Here is a 21,820-nt window from a genome sequence, read left to right as displayed (position 1 = left end):
ACACCGCAGCGGCTGGAACGGGTCACGCGGATACTGCACGCCGACCTCCAGGAAAAATTCGGCATCGCCCAGCCTCGCATACTGGTCTGCGGACTCAACCCGCACGCTGGTGAAGGCGGACACCTGGGCCATGAAGAAATCGACATCATCGAACCCACATTAGAGCGTCTGCGCGGCGAGGGCATGGACCTTCGTGGCCCGCTGCCTGCCGACACTCTGTTTACCCCCAAATATCTGGAGCACTGTGACGCAGTGCTGGCGATGTACCACGACCAGGGCCTGCCCGTGCTGAAATACAAAGGCTTCGGCGCCGCCGTCAACATTACCCTTGGCTTGCCGATCATTCGCACGTCGGTCGACCACGGCACTGCCCTGGATCTGGCCGGCAGCGGCAAAATCGACACCGGCAGCCTGCAGGTCGCTTTGGAAACCGCCTACCAGATGGCCGAGACCCGTTTATGACCGAGCAATACCAACACAAGGCGCGCAAACGCTTTGGCCAGAACTTCCTGCACGATGCCGGCGTCATCGACCGCATCCTGCGCTCCATCAGCGCCAAATCCGGCGACCGCATGCTGGAAATCGGGCCCGGCCAGGGCGCTCTGACGGCGGGACTGCTCAACTCCGGTGCGCAACTCGACGTGGTGGAACTCGACAAAGACCTGATCCCGATCCTCAACCAGCAGTTCGCCGGCAAGAGCAACTTCAACCTGCATCAGGGCGATGCATTGAAGTTCGACTTCAACACCCTCAACGCCGCGCCAAACAGCCTGCGCGTGGTCGGCAACCTGCCGTACAACATCTCCACGCCGCTGATTTTCCACCTGCTGAACAACGCCGGCATCATTCGCGACATGCACTTCATGCTGCAGAAGGAAGTGGTCGAGCGTCTGGCAGCCGGCCCAGGCGGCGGTGACTGGGGTCGTCTGTCGATCATGGTTCAGTACCACTGCCGTGTAGAGCACCTGTTCAACGTTGGCCCGGGTGCGTTCAACCCGCCGCCGAAAGTCGACTCGGCCATCGTCCGCCTGGTGCCGCACGCGGTACTGCCACACCCGGCCAAGGATCATCGCCTGCTTGAGCGCGTCGTTCGTGAAGCGTTCAACCAGCGCCGCAAGACCCTGCGCAACACCCTCAAACAATTGATGACCGCTGCCGAGATCGAAGCCGCCGGCGTCGATGGCAGCCTGCGTCCCGAACAACTGGATCTGGCTGCATTCGTGCGCCTGGCTGACAAGCTCAGCGAACAAGTTCCGCAGGCCCCCGCCGCCGACTGACAGGCGATGAACGCTATCGGGCAGGACGCCACTCTGGTTTACTGCCCGATACTTGCCTAGACTGACTCCCATCAGCTACGCCCCGCGTTCCGCTTTGCTTAAGGCCCTTTTGCATGTCCGATCCTCGTTATCAGGTCGATGTCAGTGTCGTCACCCGCTATCTGGCAGACCAATCGCAACCCGAGCACGACCGCTTCGCCTTCGCCTACACCATCACCGTGCAAAACAATGGCGAGCGCCCTGCCCGGTTGATGTCGCGTCACTGGGTGATCACCGACGGTGACGGGCACGTCGAAGAGGTTCGCGGCGCAGGCGTCGTCGGCCAGCAACCACTGATCGACGCAGGCAAAAGCCACACCTACAGCAGCGGCACGGTAATGACCACCAAGGTCGGCACCATGCAGGGCACCTACGAAATGGTCGCCACCGATGGCAAACATTTCGACGCCATCATCAAGCCCTTCCGCCTCGCTGTACCCGGAGCCCTGCACTGATGACCACGTACGCCGTGGGCGATCTGCAAGGTTGCCTCGAACCGCTCAAGTGCCTGCTCAAGCAGGTCGCGTTCGATCCGAAACTTGACCGGCTGTGGCTGGTCGGCGATCTGGTCAACCGTGGGCCGCAGTCGTTGGAGACCCTGCGCTTCCTCTATGGCATGCGCGAGTCACTGGTCTGCGTGCTGGGCAATCACGACTTGCATTTGCTGGCTGTCAGCAGGCACGTCGAGCGCCTGAAAAAATCCGACACGTTGCGCGAAATCCTTGAGGCACCCGATGGCCCTGAGCTGCTTGAATGGCTGCGTCAGCAAAAGCTTGCGCACTACGATGAGCAGCGCGATGTCGTGATGGTTCATGCCGGCATCCCGCCGCAATGGTCGCTTCGTCGCGCCTTGAAGTGCGCTGGCGAAGTCGAGACCGCATTACGCGATGACAATCTGTTTCCTGCCTTCCTCGACGGCATGTACGGCAACGAACCCGCCAAATGGGACAACGATCTCAAAGGCGTCACCCGCCTGCGCGTCATTACCAACTATTTCACTCGCATGCGCTTCTGCACCGCCGACGGCAAGCTCGACCTCAAAAGCAAGGAAGGCCTCGACAGCGCACCGCCCGGTTACAAACCGTGGTTCCAGCACAAGGAGCGCAAGACCCGCGGCCTGCGGATCATCTTCGGCCATTGGGCCGCGCTGGAAGGCGATGTTCACGAACCAGGCATCTCGGCGCTCGACACCGGTTGTGTCTGGGGCGGCAGCCTGACGCTGATGAACGTCGACAGCGGCGAGCGCGTGTCGTGCAAATGCGATGAGCACGGCGGGCTTGTACCAACCGTCACCCCACTTATCCCCGAAACTCCGCCAGTCAGCGCCCCGCGTTAGACTGCGTATTCTGCCGAGCTACAGGAACCCGCCATGAGCGAATTCAAACGAATCCCCCCGGAACAGGCCCAGGCTCTGCGTGAGCAAGGTGCCGTTGTCGTCGATGTCCGTGATCCTGCGACCTTTGCCGCCCTGCATATCCGCGGTTCGAAGCATTTGGACAACCACTCGCTGCACGCTTTCATTCAAGGTGCCGACCTCGATGCTCCGACCGTAGTCGTCTGCTACCACGGCAATTCCAGCCAGGGTGCGGCCGCGTACCTGATCAGTCAGGGCTTCTCCGATGTCTACAGCATGGACGGCGGCTTTGAGCTGTGGCGTACAACTTATCCTGCGGAAACCGCGCAAGGCACCGCCGAATAATTTTTTTGTCACGTGCAGGCCCCGGCTGCCGTGGGCCTGCGCGGGGCAGACGAACGGTCTGCCACAACTAATTACGTATCTCGCCTTTACCTCCCGAATTCCCAACTATCCTTAAGCCCAGGCCATCCAAAACAGGGGAGAGCCGGTACACCGGCGCACGGGTCATCGGGAGTGACTTTCAAGGTTGTCGACCGCGAAAGTGTTCTGGGGGGTAAACAGGCGGCCACCGCGGCTGCTTGCCAGCATCGACTGAGTGATCCGGCGTCGGCTCCACGTATCGAGCGAGGTGACGTCATGAGTATCTTTAGCCACTTCCAACAACGTTTCGAGTCCACACGCCAGGAAGAACTCTCGCTGCAGGAGTACCTGGAGCTGTGCAAAAAGGACCGCAGCGCTTACGTTTCCGCCGCCGAGCGTCTATTGATGGCCATCGGCGAACCCGAGCTGCTCGACACGTCGACCAACTCGCGGCTGTCGCGGATCTTCTCCAACAAGGTGATTCGTCGCTATCCGGCCTTTGAAGACTTCCACGGGATGGAAGAATGCATCGACCAGATCGTCTCGTATTTCCGCCATGCCGCCCAAGGCCTGGAAGAGAAGAAACAGATCCTCTATCTGCTTGGCCCCGTCGGTGGCGGTAAATCGTCCCTGGCCGAGAAGCTGAAACAGCTGATGGAAAAAGTGCCCTTCTATGCGATCAAGGGCTCGCCGGTATTCGAATCTCCCCTGGGTCTGTTCAACGCCACCGAAGATGGCGCAATTCTCGAGGAAGACTTCGGCATTCCGCGCCGCTACCTGAACACCATCATGTCGCCCTGGGCGACCAAACGCCTGGCCGAGTTCGGCGGCGACATCAGCCAGTTCCGCGTGGTCAAGCTGTACCCGTCGATCCTCAATCAGATCGCCGTGGCCAAGACCGAACCGGGTGACGAGAACAACCAGGACATTTCTGCACTGGTGGGCAAGGTCGACATCCGCAAACTCGAGGAATACCCACAGAACGACGCCGACGCCTACAGCTACTCCGGTGCACTGTGCCGGGCCAACCAGGGCCTGATGGAATTCGTCGAAATGTTCAAGGCACCGATCAAGGTGCTGCACCCATTGCTGACCGCCACCCAGGAAGGCAACTACAACAGTACCGAAGGTCTGGGCGCGATTCCGTTCACCGGGATCCTGCTGGCCCACTCCAACGAATCGGAGTGGCACACCTTCCGCAACAACAAGAACAACGAAGCCTTCATCGACCGGATCTACATCGTCAAGGTGCCGTACTGCCTGCGAGTGAGCGATGAGGTGAAGATTTACGACAAGCTGCTGTTCAACAGTTCGCTGGCCAAAGCCCACTGCGCGCCGGACACCCTGAAGATGCTGGCGCAGTTCACGGTGCTGTCGCGCCTCAAGGAGCCGGAAAACTCCAACATCTATTCGAAGATGCGCGTCTACGACGGGGAAAACCTCAAGGACACCGATCCAAAAGCCAAGTCGATTCAGGAATACCGCGATTCGGCTGGCGTCGACGAAGGCATGAACGGTCTTTCGACCCGTTTTGCGTTCAAGATCCTGTCCAAGGTCTTCAACTTCGATCCGCATGAAATCGCCGCCAACCCGGTGCACCTGCTCTATGTGCTGGAACAGCAGATCGAACAGGAACAGTTCCAGGCCGAAACCCGCGAGCGTTATCTGCGCTACCTCAAGGAGTACCTGGCGCCGCGTTATATCGAATTCATCGGCAAGGAGATCCAGACCGCTTATCTCGAGTCTTACAGCGAGTACGGCCAGAACATCTTCGACCGCTACGTGCTGTACGCAGACTTCTGGATTCAAGATCAGGAATACCGCGATCCGGAAACCGGCGAGATTCTCAACCGCGTCGCACTGAACGAAGAACTGGAGAAAATCGAGAAACCGGCCGGCATCAGCAATCCGAAGGATTTCCGCAACGAGATCGTCAACTTCGTGTTGCGCGCCCGGGCCAACAACAATGGCAAGAACCCGACCTGGCTCAGCTACGAGAAACTGCGGGTGGTTATCGAGAAGAAAATGTTCTCGAACACCGAAGACCTGCTGCCAGTCATCAGCTTCAATGCCAAGGCCAGCAAAGAGGATCAACAGAAACACAACGACTTCGTCACTCGAATGGTCGAGCGCGGCTACACCGACAAACAGGTAAGACTTCTGTCCGAATGGTACCTACGGGTCCGGAAATCGCAGTAAAACAGCTACAAGCTTCTAGCTACGAGCTGCAAGAAAAGGCATGTGAACGCTGTGCTTCTACTTGCGGCTCGCAGCTCACAACTTGAAGCTGCCCGGAGGGCCACGTATGAGCTATGTGATCGACCGACGTCTCAATGGCAAGAACAAGAGCACGGTGAACCGCCAGCGCTTCCTGCGGCGTTACCGTGATCACATCAAGAAGGCTGTCGAAGAGGCGGTCAGCCGCCGCTCCATTACTGACATGGAGCACGGCGAACAGATCAGCATTCCCGGTCGCGATATCGACGAACCGGTGCTTCACCACGGCCGCGGCGGCAAGCAGACCGTGGTTCATCCCGGCAACAAGGAATTCACTGCCGGCGAACACATCGCCAGGCCTCCGGGGGGCGGCGGTGGACGCGGTCCCGGCAAGGCCGGTAACTCCGGCGAGGGCATGGACGAATTCGTCTTCCAGATCACTCAGGAAGAATTCCTCGAGTTCATGTTCGAAGACCTCGAACTGCCGAACCTGGTCAAACGCAACCTGAGCGGCACCGACACCTTCAAGACCGTGCGCGCCGGGATCAGCAATGAAGGCAACCCATCACGGATCAACATCATCCGCACCCTGCGCTCGGCCCACGCCCGGCGCATCGCACTGTCCGGCAGCAGCCGCGCCAAACTGCGCGAAGCCAAAGAGGAGTTGGCGCGCTTAAAGCGCGAAGAGCCAGACAACTTCGGCGATATTCAGGAACTCGAAGCCGAAATCGAGAAACTCAGCGCTCGCATCCATCGGGTGCCATTTCTCGACACCTTCGACCTCAAGTACAACTTGCTGATCAAGCAGCCCAACCCCAGTTCGAAAGCTGTGATGTTCTGCCTGATGGACGTTTCCGGCTCCATGACCCAAGCGACCAAGGACATCGCCAAGCGCTTTTTCATCCTGTTGTATCTGTTCCTCAAGCGGAACTACGACAAGATAGACGTCGTGTTCATCCGCCACCACACCAGCGCCCGGGAAGTGGACGAGGAAGAGTTTTTCTATTCGCGGGAAACCGGCGGCACCATCGTCTCCAGCGCCCTGAAGCTGATGCAGGAGATCATGGCCGAGCGCTACCCGAGCAACGAATGGAACATCTATGCCGCGCAGGCTTCCGACGGCGACAACTGGAACGATGACTCGCCAATCTGCCGCGACATCCTGATCAACCAGATCATGCCGTTTGTGCAGTACTACACTTATGTGGAGATCACACCGCGCGAACACCAGGCCCTCTGGTACGAATACGAACGCATCGCCGAAGCCTTTTCCGACACGTTTGCCCAGCAGCAACTGGTCTCGGCCGGGGATATCTATCCGGTCTTCCGTGAACTCTTCCAGCGCAGGTTAGTGACATGACCGCCAAAGAGCAGAAACGCCAACCCATTTCCACCGGCTCGGAATGGACGTTCGAGCTGATCCAGGCCTATGACCGCGAGATCGCCCGGATTGCGGCCGGCTATGCCTTGGACACCTATCCCAACCAGATCGAAGTGATCACCGCCGAACAGATGATGGATGCCTATGCCTCGGTCGGCATGCCACTGGGCTATCACCACTGGTCCTATGGCAAACACTTCCTCAGCACCGAGAAATCCTACAGCCGCGGGCAGATGGGGCTGGCCTACGAGATCGTGATCAACTCCGACCCGTGCATCGCCTACCTGATGGAGGAAAACACCATCTGCATGCAGGCGCTGGTGGTGGCGCACGCGTGCTATGGCCACAACAGCTTTTTCAAGGGCAATTACCTGTTCCGCACCTGGACCGACGCCAGTTCGATCATCGATTACCTGGTGTTCGCCAAGCAGTACATCATGCAGTGCGAGGAACGCCACGGTATCGATGCGGTGGAGGATCTGCTCGACTCCTGCCATGCGCTGATGAATTACGGTGTCGACCGCTACAAGCGTCCGTATCCGATTTCTGCCGAAGAAGAACGCCGGCGGCAAAAGGATCGCGAGGAGCACATGCAGAAGCAGATCAACGATCTGTGGCGCACCATTCCCAAAGGGGCAGACAAATACAGCGACAAGGACAACGCCCGCTTCCCGGCCGAGCCGCAGGAAAACATCCTGTATTTCATCGAGAAACACGCCCCGCTGCTGGAGCCGTGGCAACGGGAGATCGTGCGGATCGTGCGCAAGATCGCCCAGTATTTTTATCCACAGCGCCAGACCCAGGTGATGAACGAGGGCTGGGCGACGTTCTGGCACTACACGCTGATGAACGATCTGTATGACGAAGGCCTGGTGACAGATGGTTTCATGATGGAATTCCTCACCTCGCACACCAGTGTGGTGTTCCAGCCGGGCTTCGACAGCCCTTACTACAGCGGCATCAACCCTTATGCGCTGGGTTTTGCGATGTATCGGGACATTCGCCGCATGTGCGAAGAGCCTACCGAGGAAGACCGCCGCTGGTTCCCGGAAATTGCCGGTTCGGACTGGCTGTCGACGATCAAATTCGCGATGAGCAGCTTCAAGGACGAGAGCTTCATCCTGCAGTATCTGTCACCCAAGGTCATCCGCGATCTCAAGCTGTTCAGCATCCTCGATGACGATCAGAAAGATGATCTGCTGGTCCCGGCGATCCATGACGAAACCGGTTACCGGATCATCCGTGAAACCCTGGCCGCGCAGTACAACCTCGGCAATCGTGAACCGAACGTGCAGATCTACAGCATCGACCGGCGTGGCGATCGCTCCCTGACCCTGCGCCATCAGCAACATGACCGCAAACCACTGGGCGACTCCACTGACGAGGTACTCAAGCATCTGCACCGGTTGTGGGGCTTCGACATTCACCTGGAAACCCTGCAGGGCGACCAGATCATGAAAACCCATCACGTACCGCCACGCAGCGAACACAGCGAAGGGGATTACGGCAGGCTTGATCTGGCCGTCATTCATCTTTGAGCCGGTTCTGACCTCCGAAAGTCCGGCACAAGGGTTATCCTGTCGGGCCAACGGAGGTTTTTTATGCAGATTTACAAGGTCGGCGGCGCGGTACGTGACCGCTTGCTCGGGCTACCGGTTACCGATGTCGATTGGGTGGTGGTCGGGGCCACCACAGAAGAGATGCTCGCCCAGGGCTATCGCCCGGTCGGCGCGGATTTTCCGGTGTTCCTTCACCCCAGGACCGGCGAGGAATACGCCCTCGCCCGCACCGAGCGCAAAAGCGGTCGCGGTTATGGCGGCTTCACTTTTCACGCCAGCCCAGACGTCACCCTCGAAGAAGACCTCATCCGCCGCGATCTGACGATCAACGCGATGGCCGAGGATGAACAGCACGATCTGACCGATCCCTATCACGGTCAACGCGACCTTGAAGAGCGTATTCTGCGCCACGTATCCCCGGCGTTCGCTGAAGATCCGCTCCGTGTCCTGCGAGTTGCCCGATTTGCTGCGCGCTATGCCGGATTGGGGTTCACTGTCGCGCCAGAGACGCTGAAACTGATGCGGCAACTCAGCGAATCAGGCGAGCTGGAGGCGTTGACCGCCGAACGTAGCTGGAAAGAAATTTCCCGCGCGCTGATGGAGGATCAACCGCAGGTCTTCATTCAGGTGCTTCGCGACTGTGGCGCGCTGAACGTACTGATGCCGGAAGTGGACGCGCTTTTTGGTGTGCCGCAGCCGGAGGCGCATCACCCGGAAATCGATACCGGGCTGCACACCCTCAGCGTGCTGGAACAATCGGCGCGGCACAAACAACCGCTGACGGTGCGCTGGGCCTGTCTGCTGCACGACCTCGGCAAAGGCCTGACCCCGGAAGAGGAGTGGCCGCGACACATCGCCCATGAGCACACTGGGTTGAAATTGATCAAAGCGGTCAACGAACGCTTCAAGGCACCAAAGGATTGTCAGGAACTGGCGCTGCTGGTCGGTAAGTACCACACCCACGGTCATCGCGCTTTGGAGCTGAAGGCGTCGACCTTGCTGGAGCTGCTGCAGAGTTTTGACGTGTATCGCCGACCGCAGCGTTTCGAGGAATTCATCGTGGCCTGCGAGATGGATGCACGGGGACGCAAGGGATTGGAACAGCGCAGTTATCCACAGGCGGATTATTTGCGGGGGGCAGCCAATGTGGCACGCGGGGTGGCGGTGCAGCCGCTGCTGGAGAAGGGATTCAAAGGCCCGGAACTGGGTGAAGCGCTGAAGCGAGAACGACTGAAGGCTTTGAAGGCGTACAAAGAGAACGCTTGAAGCAAGATCAAAAGATCGCAGCCTGCGGCAGCTCCTACATGGAAACGCGCATCCCCGTGTAGGAGCTGCCGCAGGCTGCGATCTTTTGCTTCAAAGGTTCGAAGGCGTGAGCTGTTCGCCACGCCATTCAAACCCCACCGGCGCCAAGACCTGATCAATCTGCGCCTCGGCCCACAGCGTCGCGAAGTTTTTCCCCACCCCCGGATGTACCCGATCCGGCGCAATCAGCGACAGCGGCCACAGCACAAAAGCGTTTTTCAGGATTTCGGCACGCGGCAGGATCAGTCCGTCGAAATTACCCGTCAGATCGCCGTACAACAAAACGTCGATATCCAGTGGCAAGCCCTTGCGATCAGGGGCATAACGACCATTATCGGCTTCGATGAATTTCAAGCGCCGATCCAGCTCCATCAAGGGCAGATCGGTAAACGCCGAGACCACAAAATTGAAGAATGGCCCGCTCTTGATCCCCACCGGCTGGCTCTCGAACACCGCTGAACAGCGGATATCCACCAGAAACGTCGCCAAAGCGTCGAGTCCGGCACGCAAATGGGTTTCGCGCTCGATATTGCTACCGAGCCCGAGATACACCTGAGTCAGCGACATCCGCGCTCGATCTCCACGCCCACACCACCCTTGGCCGCCGGCACAGCGCCAGGCTTGGTCAATTTCAGGCGAACCCAGGTGATCTTGAATTCAGCCATCAGCACTTCGACCAGGCGCTCGGCAAAGGTCTCGACCAATTGATACCGGGATTGCTCGGCAAAGGCCTGGATACGCGCAGAAACGCTGGCGTAATCGAGGGCCAGGGTCAGGTCATCACCGGCGGCAGCCGGGCGATTGTCCCAGGCGAAGCTCAGATCAAGACGCAAGCACTGTCGGATGTCGCGCTCCCAGTCGTAGGCACCGATCACGGTGTCGACTTCCAGGCCCTCGATAAACACTCTGTCCAAGCACTTTTCTCCGCTGCACGACAAGGGCGCAATGCGCCGTTAGAATCAGGGCGTCCTCGCCCGGAATAGTTAGCATGTTTTGGTTACTGGCGACCCTCGCCTACCTGCTCGGCTCTCTGTCCTTCGCCATTTTGCTCAGCCGCCTGACCGGAAACCCGGATCCGCGAATGAGTGGCTCGGGTAATGCCGGCGCCACCAACATGCTGCGCCTGGTCGGTCGCAAACTGGCGATCCTGACCCTGTTGGGTGATCTGTGCAAAGGCCTGGTACCGGTGCTGATCGCAGCGACCATGGGCCTTTCGCTGCAGGATCAGGCCTGGATCGGCGTGTGCGCCGTGATCGGTCACCTGTTCCCGCTGTATTTCCGCTTTCGCGGCGGCAAAGGCGTCGCCACGGCTGCCGGCATGCTGCTGGGCCTGTATCCACCCGCCGCGCTGCTGGCGGTGTGCGCCTGGCTGCTGACGTTCTACCTGACCCGCACCAGCTCACTGGCGGCGCTGATCGCCACGCCCCTGACCTTGCCATTGCTGGCATGGCAAGAGCCGGAAGCGCTGCTGCCGATGAGCGCCCTGACACTGCTGATCGTCTGGCGCCACCGCGGCAATTTACGCGACCTGTTTGCCGGGCGCGAACGGCATTTTTAAATACCGTCCGTCAACGCCGCTCATCACAGCGCCGACAACTGCTCCATCGGCCAGCGTGCCTGCACGCTGATCGCCAGACTTTCCTGCTGACCGGCCTGCAGACGCTGGCAACCGGCAAACGCGATCATCGCGCCGTTGTCAGTGCAGAACTCGGGACGGGCGTAGAACACATCGCCTTTCATGTCGCCGAGCATTTTCTCAAGGGAGACGCGCAAGGCCTTGTTGGCGCTGACGCCGCCAGCGATCACCAGACGCTTCATGCCCGCCTGTTTCAGGGCGCGCTTGCACTTGATGGTCAAAGTCTCCACCACGGCCTGCTGGAACGCCAGCGCGATGTCGCAACGGGCTTGCTCGCTGTCGTCCCCGGCGCTGACGCATTGTTGCCAGGTGTTGAGGGCGAAGGTTTTCAAGCCGCTGAAACTGAAATCCAGGCCCGGGCGATCGCACATCGGACGCGGGAAAGTGAAACGTCCTGCGACGCCCTTCTCAGCCAGTTTGGCAATTTCCGGCCCGCCCGGATAATTGAGGCCCATCATTTTCGCGGTTTTATCGAAGGCTTCGCCGGCCGCATCGTCGAGGGTCTCGCCGAGCAGACTGTACTGGCCAATGCCATCGACCTGAACCAACTGCGTATGCCCCCCGGAAACCAACAAAGCGACGAACGGAAATTCCGGCGGTTTTGGCTCCAGCATCGGGGCCAGCAAGTGGCCTTCCATGTGGTGCACACCGAGCGCCGGAATGCCCCAGGCAAACGCCAGCGCCTGAGCGCACGAGGCGCCCACCAGCAGCGCCCCGACCAGGCCCGGGCCCGCGGTGTAGGCGATCGCATCGATCTCGGTCGGCACGCAGTCAGCCTCGGCCAACACCTGACGAATCAAGGGCAGCATGCGTTTGACGTGGTCACGCGAGGCCAGCTCCGGTACCACACCGCCATAGACGCGGTGCAGGTCGATCTGGCTGAACAGCGCGTCGGCCAGCAGGCCGCGTTCGCTGTCGTATAAGGCGACGCCGGTTTCGTCGCAGGACGTTTCTAATCCCAGTACTAGCATGGGTTTGCGCCTTGTTTAGGCTGAATTCGAAGGCGCGCATAATAGTCGCCATGCGATGCCCCGACTAGCGGTTTTCGATCAGAGGCTTTGCATTCCGAGCGATGAGGGGTTAACATCCGCAACCCTTAAAAACCGACGTCTTCAAGTGCTCTTTTGCCGCGAGGATGTTGACCCCGGTAATGAATGAAGGTAGCTCTGGATGCCAGCCGTCAAAGTTAAAGAGAACGAACCCTTCGACGTAGCTCTGCGTCGTTTCAAGCGCTCCTGCGAAAAAGCCGGTGTACTGGCTGAAGTTCGTAGCCGCGAATTTTACGAGAAGCCAACTTCTGAGCGTAAGCGCAAAGCAGCAGCCGCTGTTAAGCGTCACGCCAAGAAAGTTCAGCGCGAACAGCGCCGCGCCGTTCGTCTGTACTAATACACAGACGACCGTAGCAAGCTTCTTGCCTAAGCCCGGCCCTCAGCCGGGCTAATGGCATTTGCGTAAAACGCTTGATGCTTCACCGTCGAAGCCGCACACGCGACCGAGACAAATCTGCTTCACGCGTCAGACCTGGCTCTTTTGCCAGCGGTGCACGTCTTTTCTGACGAGCCTTTCAAGGCTACTGACGAGCACACCCACTGATTCCTCTCACGACGATCAGCCCAAGGCACCTGCATGCGTGCCCGCTTTTTTGAGCTATCCGAGGCCATTTATCGGCCGTCAGCGGATTCAGCGCAACACTTTCATATAGTCGAAGACTGATGGGTACTAACGTCAGTGGATTTTCGGCAGATACACTTCCCGACAGCGATCACGCAAACGACACCGGTCGAGCCGCCCACTTTGTGCGCTTCACTCAAGACCTGCGTCCGGCCGCCCTTCGCATCGGACTCATTACAGCACAGACGAGAACGCCATGGCCGGGCTGATTCCCCAGAGCTTTATTGACGACCTCCTGAACCGCACCGACATCGTCGACGTGGTCAGCTCGCGCGTGCAACTGAAAAAGGCCGGCAAGAACTACACCGCCTGCTGCCCGTTTCACAAAGAGAAAACCCCGTCGTTCAGCGTCAGCCCCGACAAGCAGTTCTATTACTGCTTCGGTTGCGGCGCCGGTGGCAACGCCCTCGGCTTTCTCATGGATCACGACAACCTGGATTTTCCCCAGGCCGTCGAGGATCTGGCCAAAGCCGCCGGCATGGAAATCCCCCGCGAAGAAAGCGGCCGCCCGCACAAACCGCGGCAGCCGACCGATTCGCCGCTGTACCCGCTGCTGACCGCCGCCGCCGACTTTTACCGGCAGGCGCTCAAGAGCCACCCGGCACGAAAGGCCGCGGTGGATTACCTCAAGGGCCGCGGGTTGACCGGTGAGATCGCCCGGGACTTCGGTCTCGGTTTCGCGCCGCCGGGGTGGGACAATCTGTTCAAGCACTTGAGCAGCGACACTTTGCAGCAGAAGGCCATGATCGACGCCGGCCTGCTGATCGAGAACGCCGAAACCGGCAAACGCTATGACCGCTTCCGCGATCGCGTGATGTTCCCGATTCGCGACACCCGCGGCCGCATCATCGCTTTCGGCGGCCGGGTACTGGGTGACGACAAGCCCAAATACCTGAACTCGCCGGAAACCCCGGTCTTCCATAAAGGCCAGGAACTCTATGGCCTTTACGAAGCACGCAAGAACAACCGCAACCTCGACGAAATCATTGTCGTCGAGGGCTACATGGACGTCATCGCCCTTGCCCAGCAAGGCTTGCGCAATGCCGTCGCGACCCTGGGCACGGCGACCAGCGAAGAACACCTCAAGCGTCTTTTTCGCGTGGTGCCGAACGTACTGTTCTGTTTCGACGGCGACCAGGCCGGTCGCAATGCTGCATGGCGCGCACTGGAAGCGACTCTTCCGTGCCTGCAGGACGGTCGCCGGGCGCGCTTCCTGTTTCTTCCGGAAGGCGAAGACCCGGATACCCTGGTCCGCGCCGAAGGTACTGACGCTTTCAAGGCGCGAATCAATCAGCATGCGCAGCCGCTGGCAGATTATTTCTTCCAGCAACTGACCGAAGAGGCCGATCCGCGTTCGCTCGAAGGCAAGGCACACATGGCCACCCTCGCCGCACCGCTGATCGACAAAGTGCCGGGCGCCAACCTGCGCATTCTGATGCGCCAGCGCCTGACCGAAATCACCGGCCTGAGCAGCGAAACCGTCAGTCAGCTGGCGCAAAGCGCGCCGCAGGAAGCGCCGCCGGCCTACGATCCGGGCATCGATTACGACGCAATGCCGGACTACAGCGACTACCATCAGCCGCAGGCGCAAGACATGTATGTGCCGCAGCAGGAGTGGACACCGAAGAAACCCGGTGCCGGCGGCAAGAAATGGGACAAGAAACCATGGGACAAGAACGGTAAGCGTGGCGGTGATCGCGATCAACAGCGCCCGCGCACGCCGATCGGCGTCGAATCGCCAACCCTGACCGCCCTGCGCACATTGCTGCATCACCCGCAACTGGCCGAGCGCGTCGAGGACGCCGGGCACATTGCGGACGAAAATCAGACCAACGCACAGTTGCTTGTGGCGCTGCTCGAAGCCGTACAGAAGAATCCCAAGCTAAACTCATTTCAGTTGATCGCGCGATGGCACGGCACTGAACAGGGCCGCTTGTTGAAAGCGCTGGCGGAAAAGGAGTGGCTGATTGACGGAGAAAACCTTGAACAACAGTTTTTCGACACCATTACTAGCTTGTCAGCCCGCCAACGCGAGCGAAATCTGGAACAGTTGCTCAGGAAAGCGCGTCAAAGCGAACTGAGCGCCGAAGAGAAAAATCAACTGCGCGACCTTCTAAGTCGCAATGTTTCCGCATCAAACCCGACCTCAACTGGCGCGTGAGGTCATAGCTCAGGTATAATCCTCGGCTTGTTTTTTGCCCGCCAAGACCTTCAGTGGATAGGGTGTTATGTCCGGAAAAGCGCAACAGCAGTCTCGTATTATTGAGTTGATCAAACTGGGTCGTGAGCAGAAGTATCTGACTTACGCCGAGGTCAACGACCACCTGCCCGAGGATATTTCAGATCCGGAGCAGGTGGAAGACATCATCCGCATGATTAACGACATGGGGATCCCCGTACACGAGAGTGCTCCGGATGCGGACGCCCTTATGTTGGCCGACGCCGATACCGATGAGGCCGCAGCGGAAGAAGCCGCCGCCGCGTTGGCAGCGGTGGAGACCGATATCGGTCGCACCACTGACCCAGTGCGCATGTACATGCGTGAAATGGGTACGGTCGAGCTTCTGACTCGTGAAGGCGAAATCGAAATCGCCAAGCGTATCGAAGAGGGCATCCGTGAAGTGATGAGCGCTATCGCGCACTTCCCTGGCACGGTTGACCACATTCTCTCCGAGTACACTCGCGTCACCACCGAAGGTGGTCGCCTGTCCGACGTTCTGAGCGGTTACATCGACCCGGACGACGGCATTGCGCCGCCGGCTGCCGAAGTGCCACCGCCGATCGACGCGAAAGCTGCCAAGGCCGACGATGATACCGACGACGATGACGCCGAAGCTTCGGATGACGAAGAAGAAGCCGAAAGCGGTCCGGATCCGGTCATCGCTGCCCAGCGTTTCGGCGCTGTGGCCGATCAGATGGAAATCACTCGCAAGGCCCTGAAAAAGCACGGTCGTCACAACAAGGCAGCGGTTGCCGAGTTGCTGGCCCTGGCCGAGCTGTTCATGCCGATCAAACTGGTGCCGAAGCAATTCGAAGCCCTGGTCGAGCGTGTTCGCAGTGCCCTGGATCGTCTGCGTCAGCAAGAGCGCGCGATCATGCAACTGTGCGTACGTGATGCACGTATGCCACGCGCCGATTTCCTGCGTCAGTTCCCGGGCAACGAAGTCGACGAAAGCTGGTCCGACGCCCTGGCCAAAGGCAAGAGCAAATACGCCGAAGCCATTGGTCGCGTACAGCCGGATATCATCCGTTGCCAGCAGAAACTGATTGCGCTGGAAACCGAGACCGGTCTGACCATCGCTGAAATCAAGGACATCAACCGTCGCATGTCGATCGGTGAGGCCAAGGCCCGCCGCGCGAAGAAAGAGATGGTTGAAGCCAACTTGCGTCTGGTGATCTCGATCGCCAAGAAGTACACCAACCGCGGCCTGCAATTCCTCGATCTGATCCAGGAAGGCAACATCGGCCTGATGAAAGCGGTGGACAAGTTCGAATACCGTCGTGGTTACAAGTTCTCGACTTATGCCACCTGGTGGATCCGTCAGGCGATCACTCGCTCGATCGCCGACCAGGCCCGCACCATCCGTATTCCGGTGCACATGATCGAGACGATCAACAAGCTCAACCGCATTTCCCGCCAGATGCTGCAGGAAATGGGTCGCGAACCGACCCCGGAAGAGCTGGGCGAACGCATGGAAATGCCTGAGGACAAGATCCGCAAGGTATTGAAGATCGCTAAAGAGCCGATCTCCATGGAAACCCCGATCGGTGATGACGAAGACTCCCATCTGGGCGACTTCATCGAAGACTCGACCATGCAGTCGCCAATCGATGTTGCAACCGTTGAGAGCCTGAAAGAAGCGACCCGCGAAGTGTTGTCCGGCCTCACTGCCCGTGAAGCCAAGGTACTGCGCATGCGTTTCGGTATCGACATGAACACCGACCACACACTCGAAGAAGTGGGCAAACAGTTTGACGTAACGCGTGAGCGGATCCGTCAGATCGAAGCCAAGGCGCTGCGCAAGCTGCGCCATCCGACGCGAAGCGAGCATCTGCGCTCCTTCCTCGACGAGTGATACCAGAACCCCCGGCCCAGGCCGGGGGTTTTGTTTATATGGCAGATTAAATTCCTCGCGCAGCCCCTCCCCTGCATACCCCGTCTACACTCGAAGCAATGAATCCCGTGCCCTAACGAGACGGTTATGCCCAGACTGGCGCCCGTGCTTTTCTTGCTGTCACTGATGATCTGGACCGCAACGGCTAACGCGCTGACTCTGACCGATGAAGAACGTAGCTGGCTCGCGGCTCACCCCGACTTGCGCCTGGGTGTCGACGCCTCGTGGCCGCCGTTCGAGTTCCGCGATGAACAGAATCGCTATCAGGGGCTGGCCGCTGATTACATCGACGTGATTCGCCAGCGCCTGGCGATCAAACTCACCCCGATCGAACCTTCGAGCTGGACCGAAGTGCTGGCGCAGGTGAAAACCGGCAAGATCGACCTGCTGCCCGGCATCATGTCCACCCCGGAACGCCAGAATTACCTGTCATTCACTCGTCCCTATCTCGACTTCCCGATTGTCATCCTCGCCCACATCGGCGGCGCGCAACCGCGCAAGCTGGACGATCTGTATGGCCTGAAGATCGCTGTCGTGGAGAACTACGCCCCGCATGAGCTGCTGCGCACTCAACATCCGGACCTGAACCTGGTGGCCATGCCCAATGTCAGCTCGGCCTTGCAGGCGCTGGCGACCGATGAAGTCGACGCCGTGGTCGGTGATCTCGCTTCCAGCGTCTGGAGTCTGCGTCAGCTCAAGCTCGACGGTTTATACGTCAGCGGCGAAACGCCCTATCGCTACCAGTTGGCCATGGGTGTGCCCCGCGATAACAAAATGCTGGTAGGCATTCTCGATAAAGTCCTGGCGGACATGAGTCCCGAGGAAATCAGCAGCATTCAGGAGCACTGGGTCGGCAACGTTCTGGATCATCGGACATTCTGGTCCGATCTGCTGATCTACGGCCTGCCGGGCCTGCTATTGCTGGTCATCATCCTGGCGGTGGTCATACGCATCAATCGCCGTCTGAGTTCGGAAATCGCCCGGCGCGTCGACCTGGAACAGGAGCTGCGCAGCAGCGAATACCACTACCGCGGACTGGTGGAGAGCCTGTCGGCCATTGCCTGGGAAGCGCGCATGAGCGACTTCACCTACAGCTATGTGTCGCCCCATGCCGAAGACCTGCTCGGTTATCCACAGGCGCACTGGCTGATTCCAGGGTTCTGGCGCAACATTATCCATCCCGCCGACCTGACCCGCGCCCAGGCCATTTGCGATGAAGCAGTGCGCGACGGACGCGACCATGCCCTCGATTATCGAGTGATCACCGCTGACGGACGCTGCCTGTGGGTGCGCGACATCGTCAGCCTGATTGAACACGGGCATGAGCCTGTGATGCGCGGTCTGATGATCGACATCAGCGAAACCAAGCGCACCGAAGAGGCGCTGCGATTGTCGGAGCAGAAGTTCGCTTCGGTGTTCCAGCAATGTCCGGACATTCTGGTGATCGCGCGACTGTCCGACGGCTGCCTGCTGGAGGTCAACGAAGCCTTTGAGGAACAGATCGGCCTGAAAGCCGAAGATGTCGTCGGTCAGACCGCCACCGAACTCAACATCTGGGGCATTCCCGGGGTCGGGCCGGGGCTGTTGCAACGCTTGCAGGCCGGCAGTATTCGCAACCTGGAGATGCCCTTTCGCCGTAATAACGGCCAGGTGTTCACCGGCCTGATTTCCGCCGAACCTTTCGACCTCGACACCACCCCGGCGCTGGTTGTCGTGGTACGCGACATCACCCAGCTCAAGGAAACCCAGCAACAACTGCAAACCTCCGAAGAGAAGTTCGCCAAGGCCTTTCATGCCTCACCGGATGGCCTCTTGCTGTCGCGTCAGAGCGATGGCCTGCTGCTGGAAGTCAACGAGGGTTTCAGCCGCATAACCGGGTTCAACAGTGCGATGTCGGTGGATCGTTCCGCGCTGGACCTGGGAATCTGGGTCAACCTCAACGAACGCAAGCAGATGCTCGACCTGCTGCACCGCGACGGTTTTGTACGCGACTTTACCTGCCATATCCGCCGCAGCGACGGGCAGATCCGCCTGTGCGAAGTCTCCAGTCGTCCGCTGCCGATCGGCGAAGAAGACTGCATGCTGACCATCGCCCGGGACATCACCGAGCGTCATCTGATGCAGGAAAAGCTGCAACAGGCCGCCACCGTTTTCGAGAGCACCGCCGAAGGCGTGCTGATCACCGACACCCAGCAGCACATCAGCGCGGTCAACCGTGCGTTCACCGAAATTACCGGCTACAGCGAAAGCGAGGCCCTCGGCCACACTCCGCGCCTGCTCGCCTCCGGCCTGCACGACAGCGCGTTTTATGCGGCGATGTGGCACCAGTTGACCGACGAAGGCCATTGGCAGGGCGAGATTTCCAACCGGCGCAAGAACGGCGAGTTGTACCCGAGCTGGCTGACCATCAGCGCCGTGCGCAACCGCGACAAGTTCATCACCCACTTCGTCGCGGTGTTTGCCGACATTTCCAGCCTCAAACACGCGCAGGCCAAGCTCGATTACCAGGCGCACCACGACCCGCTCACCGGCCTGCCCAATCGCACCCTGTTTGAAAGCCGCCTGCTCAATGCGCTCAACAGTCAGCAGGAAAACGGCGGTCAGGGCGCCGTGCTGTTCCTCGACCTCGACCGTTTCAAACACATCAACGACAGCCTCGGGCACCCGGTCGGCGACCTGCTGCTCAAAGGCATTGCCGTACGCTTGAAGGAGCAGCTGCGCGATATCGACACCGTCGCGCGTTTGGGCGGCGATGAATTCATCATCCTTTTGCCCGGCCTGCAACAGGCCAGCGACGCCGACAACATCGCCGTCAAGCTGCTCAACTGCTTTGGCGCGCCGTTCCAGGCCGGAGAGCACGAGTTCTTCATCAGCGCCAGCATCGGCACCAGCCTCTATCCACGGGATGGCTGCGACGTCGCCACGCTGGTAAAAAACGCCGACGCGGCGATGTACCGCTCCAAGGCCAAGGGCCGCAACCGCGTCGAAAGCTACACCCGCGACCTCACCGCCCAGGCCAGCGAACGTGTGGCGCTGGAACACGAACTGCGCCGCGCCATCGAGCGCGACGAGTTGTTCCTCTACTACCAACCGAAAATCAGCCTCGACGACCATCGCCTGGTGGGCGCCGAAGCCCTGATCCGCTGGCGCCATCCGACTTTTGGCGAAGTACCGCCGGAGCATTTCATCCCGTTGGCCGAAGAGAACGGCATGATCCTGCAGATCGGCGACTGGGTGCTCGAAACCGCCTGCCGGCAAATGTTCGAATGGAGCCAGATCTACGACAGCCTTGGACCGCTCTCGGTCAATCTCGCCGGCGCGCAACTGCGCCAGCCGAATCTGCTTGGCCGCATCGAGCAACTGCTCAGGGACAACCGCCTGATGCCGGATTTGTTGCAACTGGAGATTACCGAAAACTTCATCATGAGCCAGGCCGAAGAGGCGCTGGCGGTACTGCATCAACTCAAGCACCTGGGCGTGCAACTGGCGATCGACGACTTCGGCACGGGTTATTCCTCACTCAGCTACCTCAAGCGTTTGCCGCTGGATATCCTCAAGATCGACCAGTCATTTGTCCGTGGATTGCCCGACGACCCCCACGACGCGGCGATTGTGCGGGCAATCATTGCCCTTGGCCGAAGCATGCAATTCACCGTGATTGCCGAGGGCGTGGAAACCCAGGCGCAACAGCAATTCCTTGCCGCTGAAGGCTGCGAACAGATCCAGGGCTACATCGTCAGCCTGCCACTGCCCCCGGAAGAATTCGCCGCAACGTTTCTGCGTATTACCGTATCGGATTATTCGGATAGCACAGCCGCCAAACCGTCGCTATAATCCGCGACCTACTGAGGGCCTATAGCTCAGTTGGTTAGAGCAGAGGACTCATAATCCTTTGGTCCACGGTTCAAGTCCGTGTGGGCCCACCAAATTTGAAAGCCGCGCTACATGCGCGGCTTTTTATTGGGTGATGGGTTGGGGAGTTTACTCTTGGCGAGCGCAATGTTCGGAAGACTTCCCCGCAGGCTGTAGGCAAGTTCCGAAGCTATGATTTGAAGGGTTTTGGTGTCTGTTGGACTGTTCTTTGGCGGGATACTCTCGAGACGTCGCTGCTTATCAGCGGTCGGGCTTGGAAACCCGTCGAATCAAAACGCACCTGCTCTTTTTATGGTGGCTGTGCGTGGGACGTCTTCGGACGTGCCGGTTCCTTGGTTCCCGGTTTTCCAACCTGCGCACAGCCGCCACCCATTCGCTTGGAAACGGATGGGCCGGCTCCTTGAACCAAGGAGTATCACCATGACTGAAACAAACTCGCCCGCAGATTTAAAAACCATTGGCCTTACCCCCTTCATCTACTGCGCCAACCAACCCCTCTTCCACGTCAGCGCCGGCGTCCCGATTGGCGATGCACTGGCTCAAGCCTCCGACCTGCTGTTTCTGGTCAAGGTCTTCGCTGAAGACGCCGCTTACGACAAAAAAACCGACCGTTATGCCTGGGGCGCTCATTTCCTTGCGGCGATGAGCAAAGCGGTGATTGATGATGTCGTGAAAGTCATCAACCATCAGAGATTTACGACACGGAATAAAACGCAGGTTTGAAGCTACTTCCCTCGATACGCGCCCCGGTGAATCGGGGCGTCGTTGCCTTTGGTATCCACTGAATGTCGCTGGAAATGATTACGAGACATGGTGCATCGAGAAACAGACCAGTATTGTCTGCCAAGCAGATTTATGAGGGAGCCATGAATGGCCGCCATTAACTACATAGAAGCGGGGGAGATCATTCGTCGACTGGAAGGAGGCATCACACGCCCATTCCTGTGTCGGGCCAACAATGACAAACACTATGTGGTCAAAGGCTTGGAGCTGCCGCCAGCCGAACGCATTGCCGAACTACTCTGCGCCC

The 21,820-nt window shown here is 59.3% G+C and carries 19 protein-coding genes and 1 tRNA gene; 17 read left to right on the top strand and 3 right to left on the bottom strand.

Annotation, left to right across the window (positions count from 1 at the left end):
* The 9 genes from DBR18_RS23355 to DBR18_RS23315 form a co-directional block, all read left to right on the top strand.
* Positions 1 to 462, top strand: a 462-nt coding sequence (locus tag DBR18_RS23355; RefSeq protein WP_177482427.1) for a 4-hydroxythreonine-4-phosphate dehydrogenase PdxA, incomplete at its 5' end; no start/stop codon positions are given.
* Positions 459 to 1,277, top strand: a complete 819-nt coding sequence (gene rsmA, locus DBR18_RS23350) for a 16S rRNA (adenine(1518)-N(6)/adenine(1519)-N(6))-dimethyltransferase RsmA (protein WP_108592092.1) — start codon at positions 459 to 461, stop codon at positions 1,275 to 1,277. The genes DBR18_RS23355 and rsmA, both read left to right, overlap by 4 nt.
* A gap of 113 nt (positions 1,278 to 1,390) precedes the next feature.
* A complete protein-coding gene (gene apaG, locus DBR18_RS23345) occupies positions 1,391 to 1,771 on the top strand; it encodes a Co2+/Mg2+ efflux protein ApaG (RefSeq protein ID WP_108592091.1) in 381 nt (126 codons plus the stop codon).
* Positions 1,771 to 2,652, top strand: coding sequence for a symmetrical bis(5'-nucleosyl)-tetraphosphatase (locus tag DBR18_RS23340; RefSeq protein WP_108592090.1), 882 nt, complete (start codon positions 1,771 to 1,773; stop codon positions 2,650 to 2,652). The genes apaG and DBR18_RS23340 overlap by 1 nt, the downstream gene beginning before the upstream one ends.
* A 33-nt stretch (positions 2,653 to 2,685) precedes the next feature.
* A complete protein-coding gene (gene glpE, locus DBR18_RS23335; RefSeq protein ID WP_108592089.1) occupies positions 2,686 to 3,015 on the top strand; it encodes a thiosulfate sulfurtransferase GlpE in 330 nt (109 codons plus the stop codon).
* Positions 3,016 to 3,309: 294 nt separating this feature from the next.
* Positions 3,310 to 5,232, top strand: a complete 1,923-nt coding sequence (locus DBR18_RS23330) for a PrkA family serine protein kinase (RefSeq protein WP_003228848.1) — start codon at positions 3,310 to 3,312, stop codon at positions 5,230 to 5,232.
* A 106-nt stretch (positions 5,233 to 5,338) separates the two neighbouring features.
* Positions 5,339 to 6,610, top strand: coding sequence for a YeaH/YhbH family protein (locus tag DBR18_RS23325; RefSeq protein WP_003228849.1), 1,272 nt, complete (start codon positions 5,339 to 5,341; stop codon positions 6,608 to 6,610).
* Positions 6,607 to 8,169, top strand: coding sequence for a SpoVR family protein (locus tag DBR18_RS23320; protein ID WP_108592088.1), 1,563 nt, complete (start codon positions 6,607 to 6,609; stop codon positions 8,167 to 8,169). The genes DBR18_RS23325 and DBR18_RS23320 overlap by 4 nt, the downstream gene beginning before the upstream one ends.
* 63 nt (positions 8,170 to 8,232) lie before the next feature.
* Positions 8,233 to 9,456 (top strand): multifunctional CCA addition/repair protein, encoded by a 1,224-nt coding sequence (locus tag DBR18_RS23315; protein ID WP_108592087.1) that lies wholly within the window; start codon positions 8,233 to 8,235, stop codon positions 9,454 to 9,456.
* 90 nt (positions 9,457 to 9,546) lie between these two features.
* On the opposite strand, the gene folK is transcribed toward DBR18_RS23315, so the two are convergent.
* Together folK and folB are read right to left on the bottom strand one after the other, a co-directional pair.
* Positions 9,547 to 10,062 (bottom strand): 2-amino-4-hydroxy-6-hydroxymethyldihydropteridine diphosphokinase, encoded by a 516-nt coding sequence (gene folK / locus DBR18_RS23310; RefSeq protein WP_108592086.1) that lies wholly within the window; start codon positions 10,060 to 10,062, stop codon positions 9,547 to 9,549.
* Positions 10,053 to 10,409, bottom strand: a complete 357-nt coding sequence (folB, locus tag DBR18_RS23305; RefSeq protein ID WP_108592085.1) for a dihydroneopterin aldolase — start codon at positions 10,407 to 10,409, stop codon at positions 10,053 to 10,055. Before folB ends, folK begins: the two co-directional genes overlap by 10 nt.
* Before the next feature lie 74 nt (positions 10,410 to 10,483).
* On the opposite strand from folB, the gene plsY reads away from it, so the two are divergent.
* Complete coding sequence (plsY, locus tag DBR18_RS23300) at positions 10,484 to 11,053, top strand: glycerol-3-phosphate 1-O-acyltransferase PlsY (RefSeq protein ID WP_108592084.1); 570 nt, start codon at positions 10,484 to 10,486, stop codon at positions 11,051 to 11,053.
* 23 nt (positions 11,054 to 11,076) lie between these two features.
* Here the strand turns inward: plsY and tsaD are convergent, their stop codons facing one another.
* Positions 11,077 to 12,102: a tRNA (adenosine(37)-N6)-threonylcarbamoyltransferase complex transferase subunit TsaD gene (gene tsaD, locus DBR18_RS23295; protein WP_039768071.1), complete on the bottom strand. Its 1,026-nt coding sequence runs from the start codon at positions 12,100 to 12,102 to the stop codon at positions 11,077 to 11,079.
* A 199-nt stretch (positions 12,103 to 12,301) separates the two neighbouring features.
* On the opposite strand from tsaD, the gene rpsU reads away from it, so the two are divergent.
* The 7 genes from rpsU to DBR18_RS30390 all read left to right on the top strand — a co-directional run.
* Complete coding sequence (gene rpsU, locus DBR18_RS23290; RefSeq protein WP_002551877.1) at positions 12,302 to 12,517, top strand: 30S ribosomal protein S21; 216 nt, start codon at positions 12,302 to 12,304, stop codon at positions 12,515 to 12,517.
* 481 nt (positions 12,518 to 12,998) lie between these two features.
* Positions 12,999 to 14,963 (top strand): DNA primase, encoded by a 1,965-nt coding sequence (dnaG, locus tag DBR18_RS23285; protein WP_007966496.1) that lies wholly within the window; start codon positions 12,999 to 13,001, stop codon positions 14,961 to 14,963.
* A gap of 67 nt (positions 14,964 to 15,030) precedes the next feature.
* Entirely contained in the window at positions 15,031 to 16,878 is a 1,848-nt protein-coding gene (gene rpoD, locus DBR18_RS23280; RefSeq protein ID WP_108592083.1) for an RNA polymerase sigma factor RpoD, read from the top strand.
* Between the two features lie 126 nt (positions 16,879 to 17,004).
* Positions 17,005 to 20,751 (top strand): bifunctional diguanylate cyclase/phosphodiesterase, encoded by a 3,747-nt coding sequence (locus DBR18_RS23275; protein ID WP_108592082.1) that lies wholly within the window; start codon positions 17,005 to 17,007, stop codon positions 20,749 to 20,751.
* A 15-nt stretch (positions 20,752 to 20,766) separates the two neighbouring features.
* A tRNA-Ile gene (locus DBR18_RS23270) sits at positions 20,767 to 20,843 on the top strand.
* A gap of 367 nt (positions 20,844 to 21,210) precedes the next feature.
* Positions 21,211 to 21,513, top strand: a complete 303-nt coding sequence (locus tag DBR18_RS23265; RefSeq protein ID WP_108592081.1) for a DUF3077 domain-containing protein — start codon at positions 21,211 to 21,213, stop codon at positions 21,511 to 21,513.
* A gap of 147 nt (positions 21,514 to 21,660) precedes the next feature.
* Positions 21,661 to 21,820 (top strand): HipA family kinase (locus DBR18_RS30390; RefSeq protein ID WP_371921138.1); only part of this gene is annotated, 160 nt, incomplete at its 3' end.

Source organism: Pseudomonas sp. HMWF021, assembly GCF_003061005.1.
Taxonomy (GTDB): Bacteria; Pseudomonadota; Gammaproteobacteria; order Pseudomonadales; family Pseudomonadaceae; genus Aquipseudomonas.
This window is presented reverse-complemented; position numbering and strand designations above follow the sequence as displayed.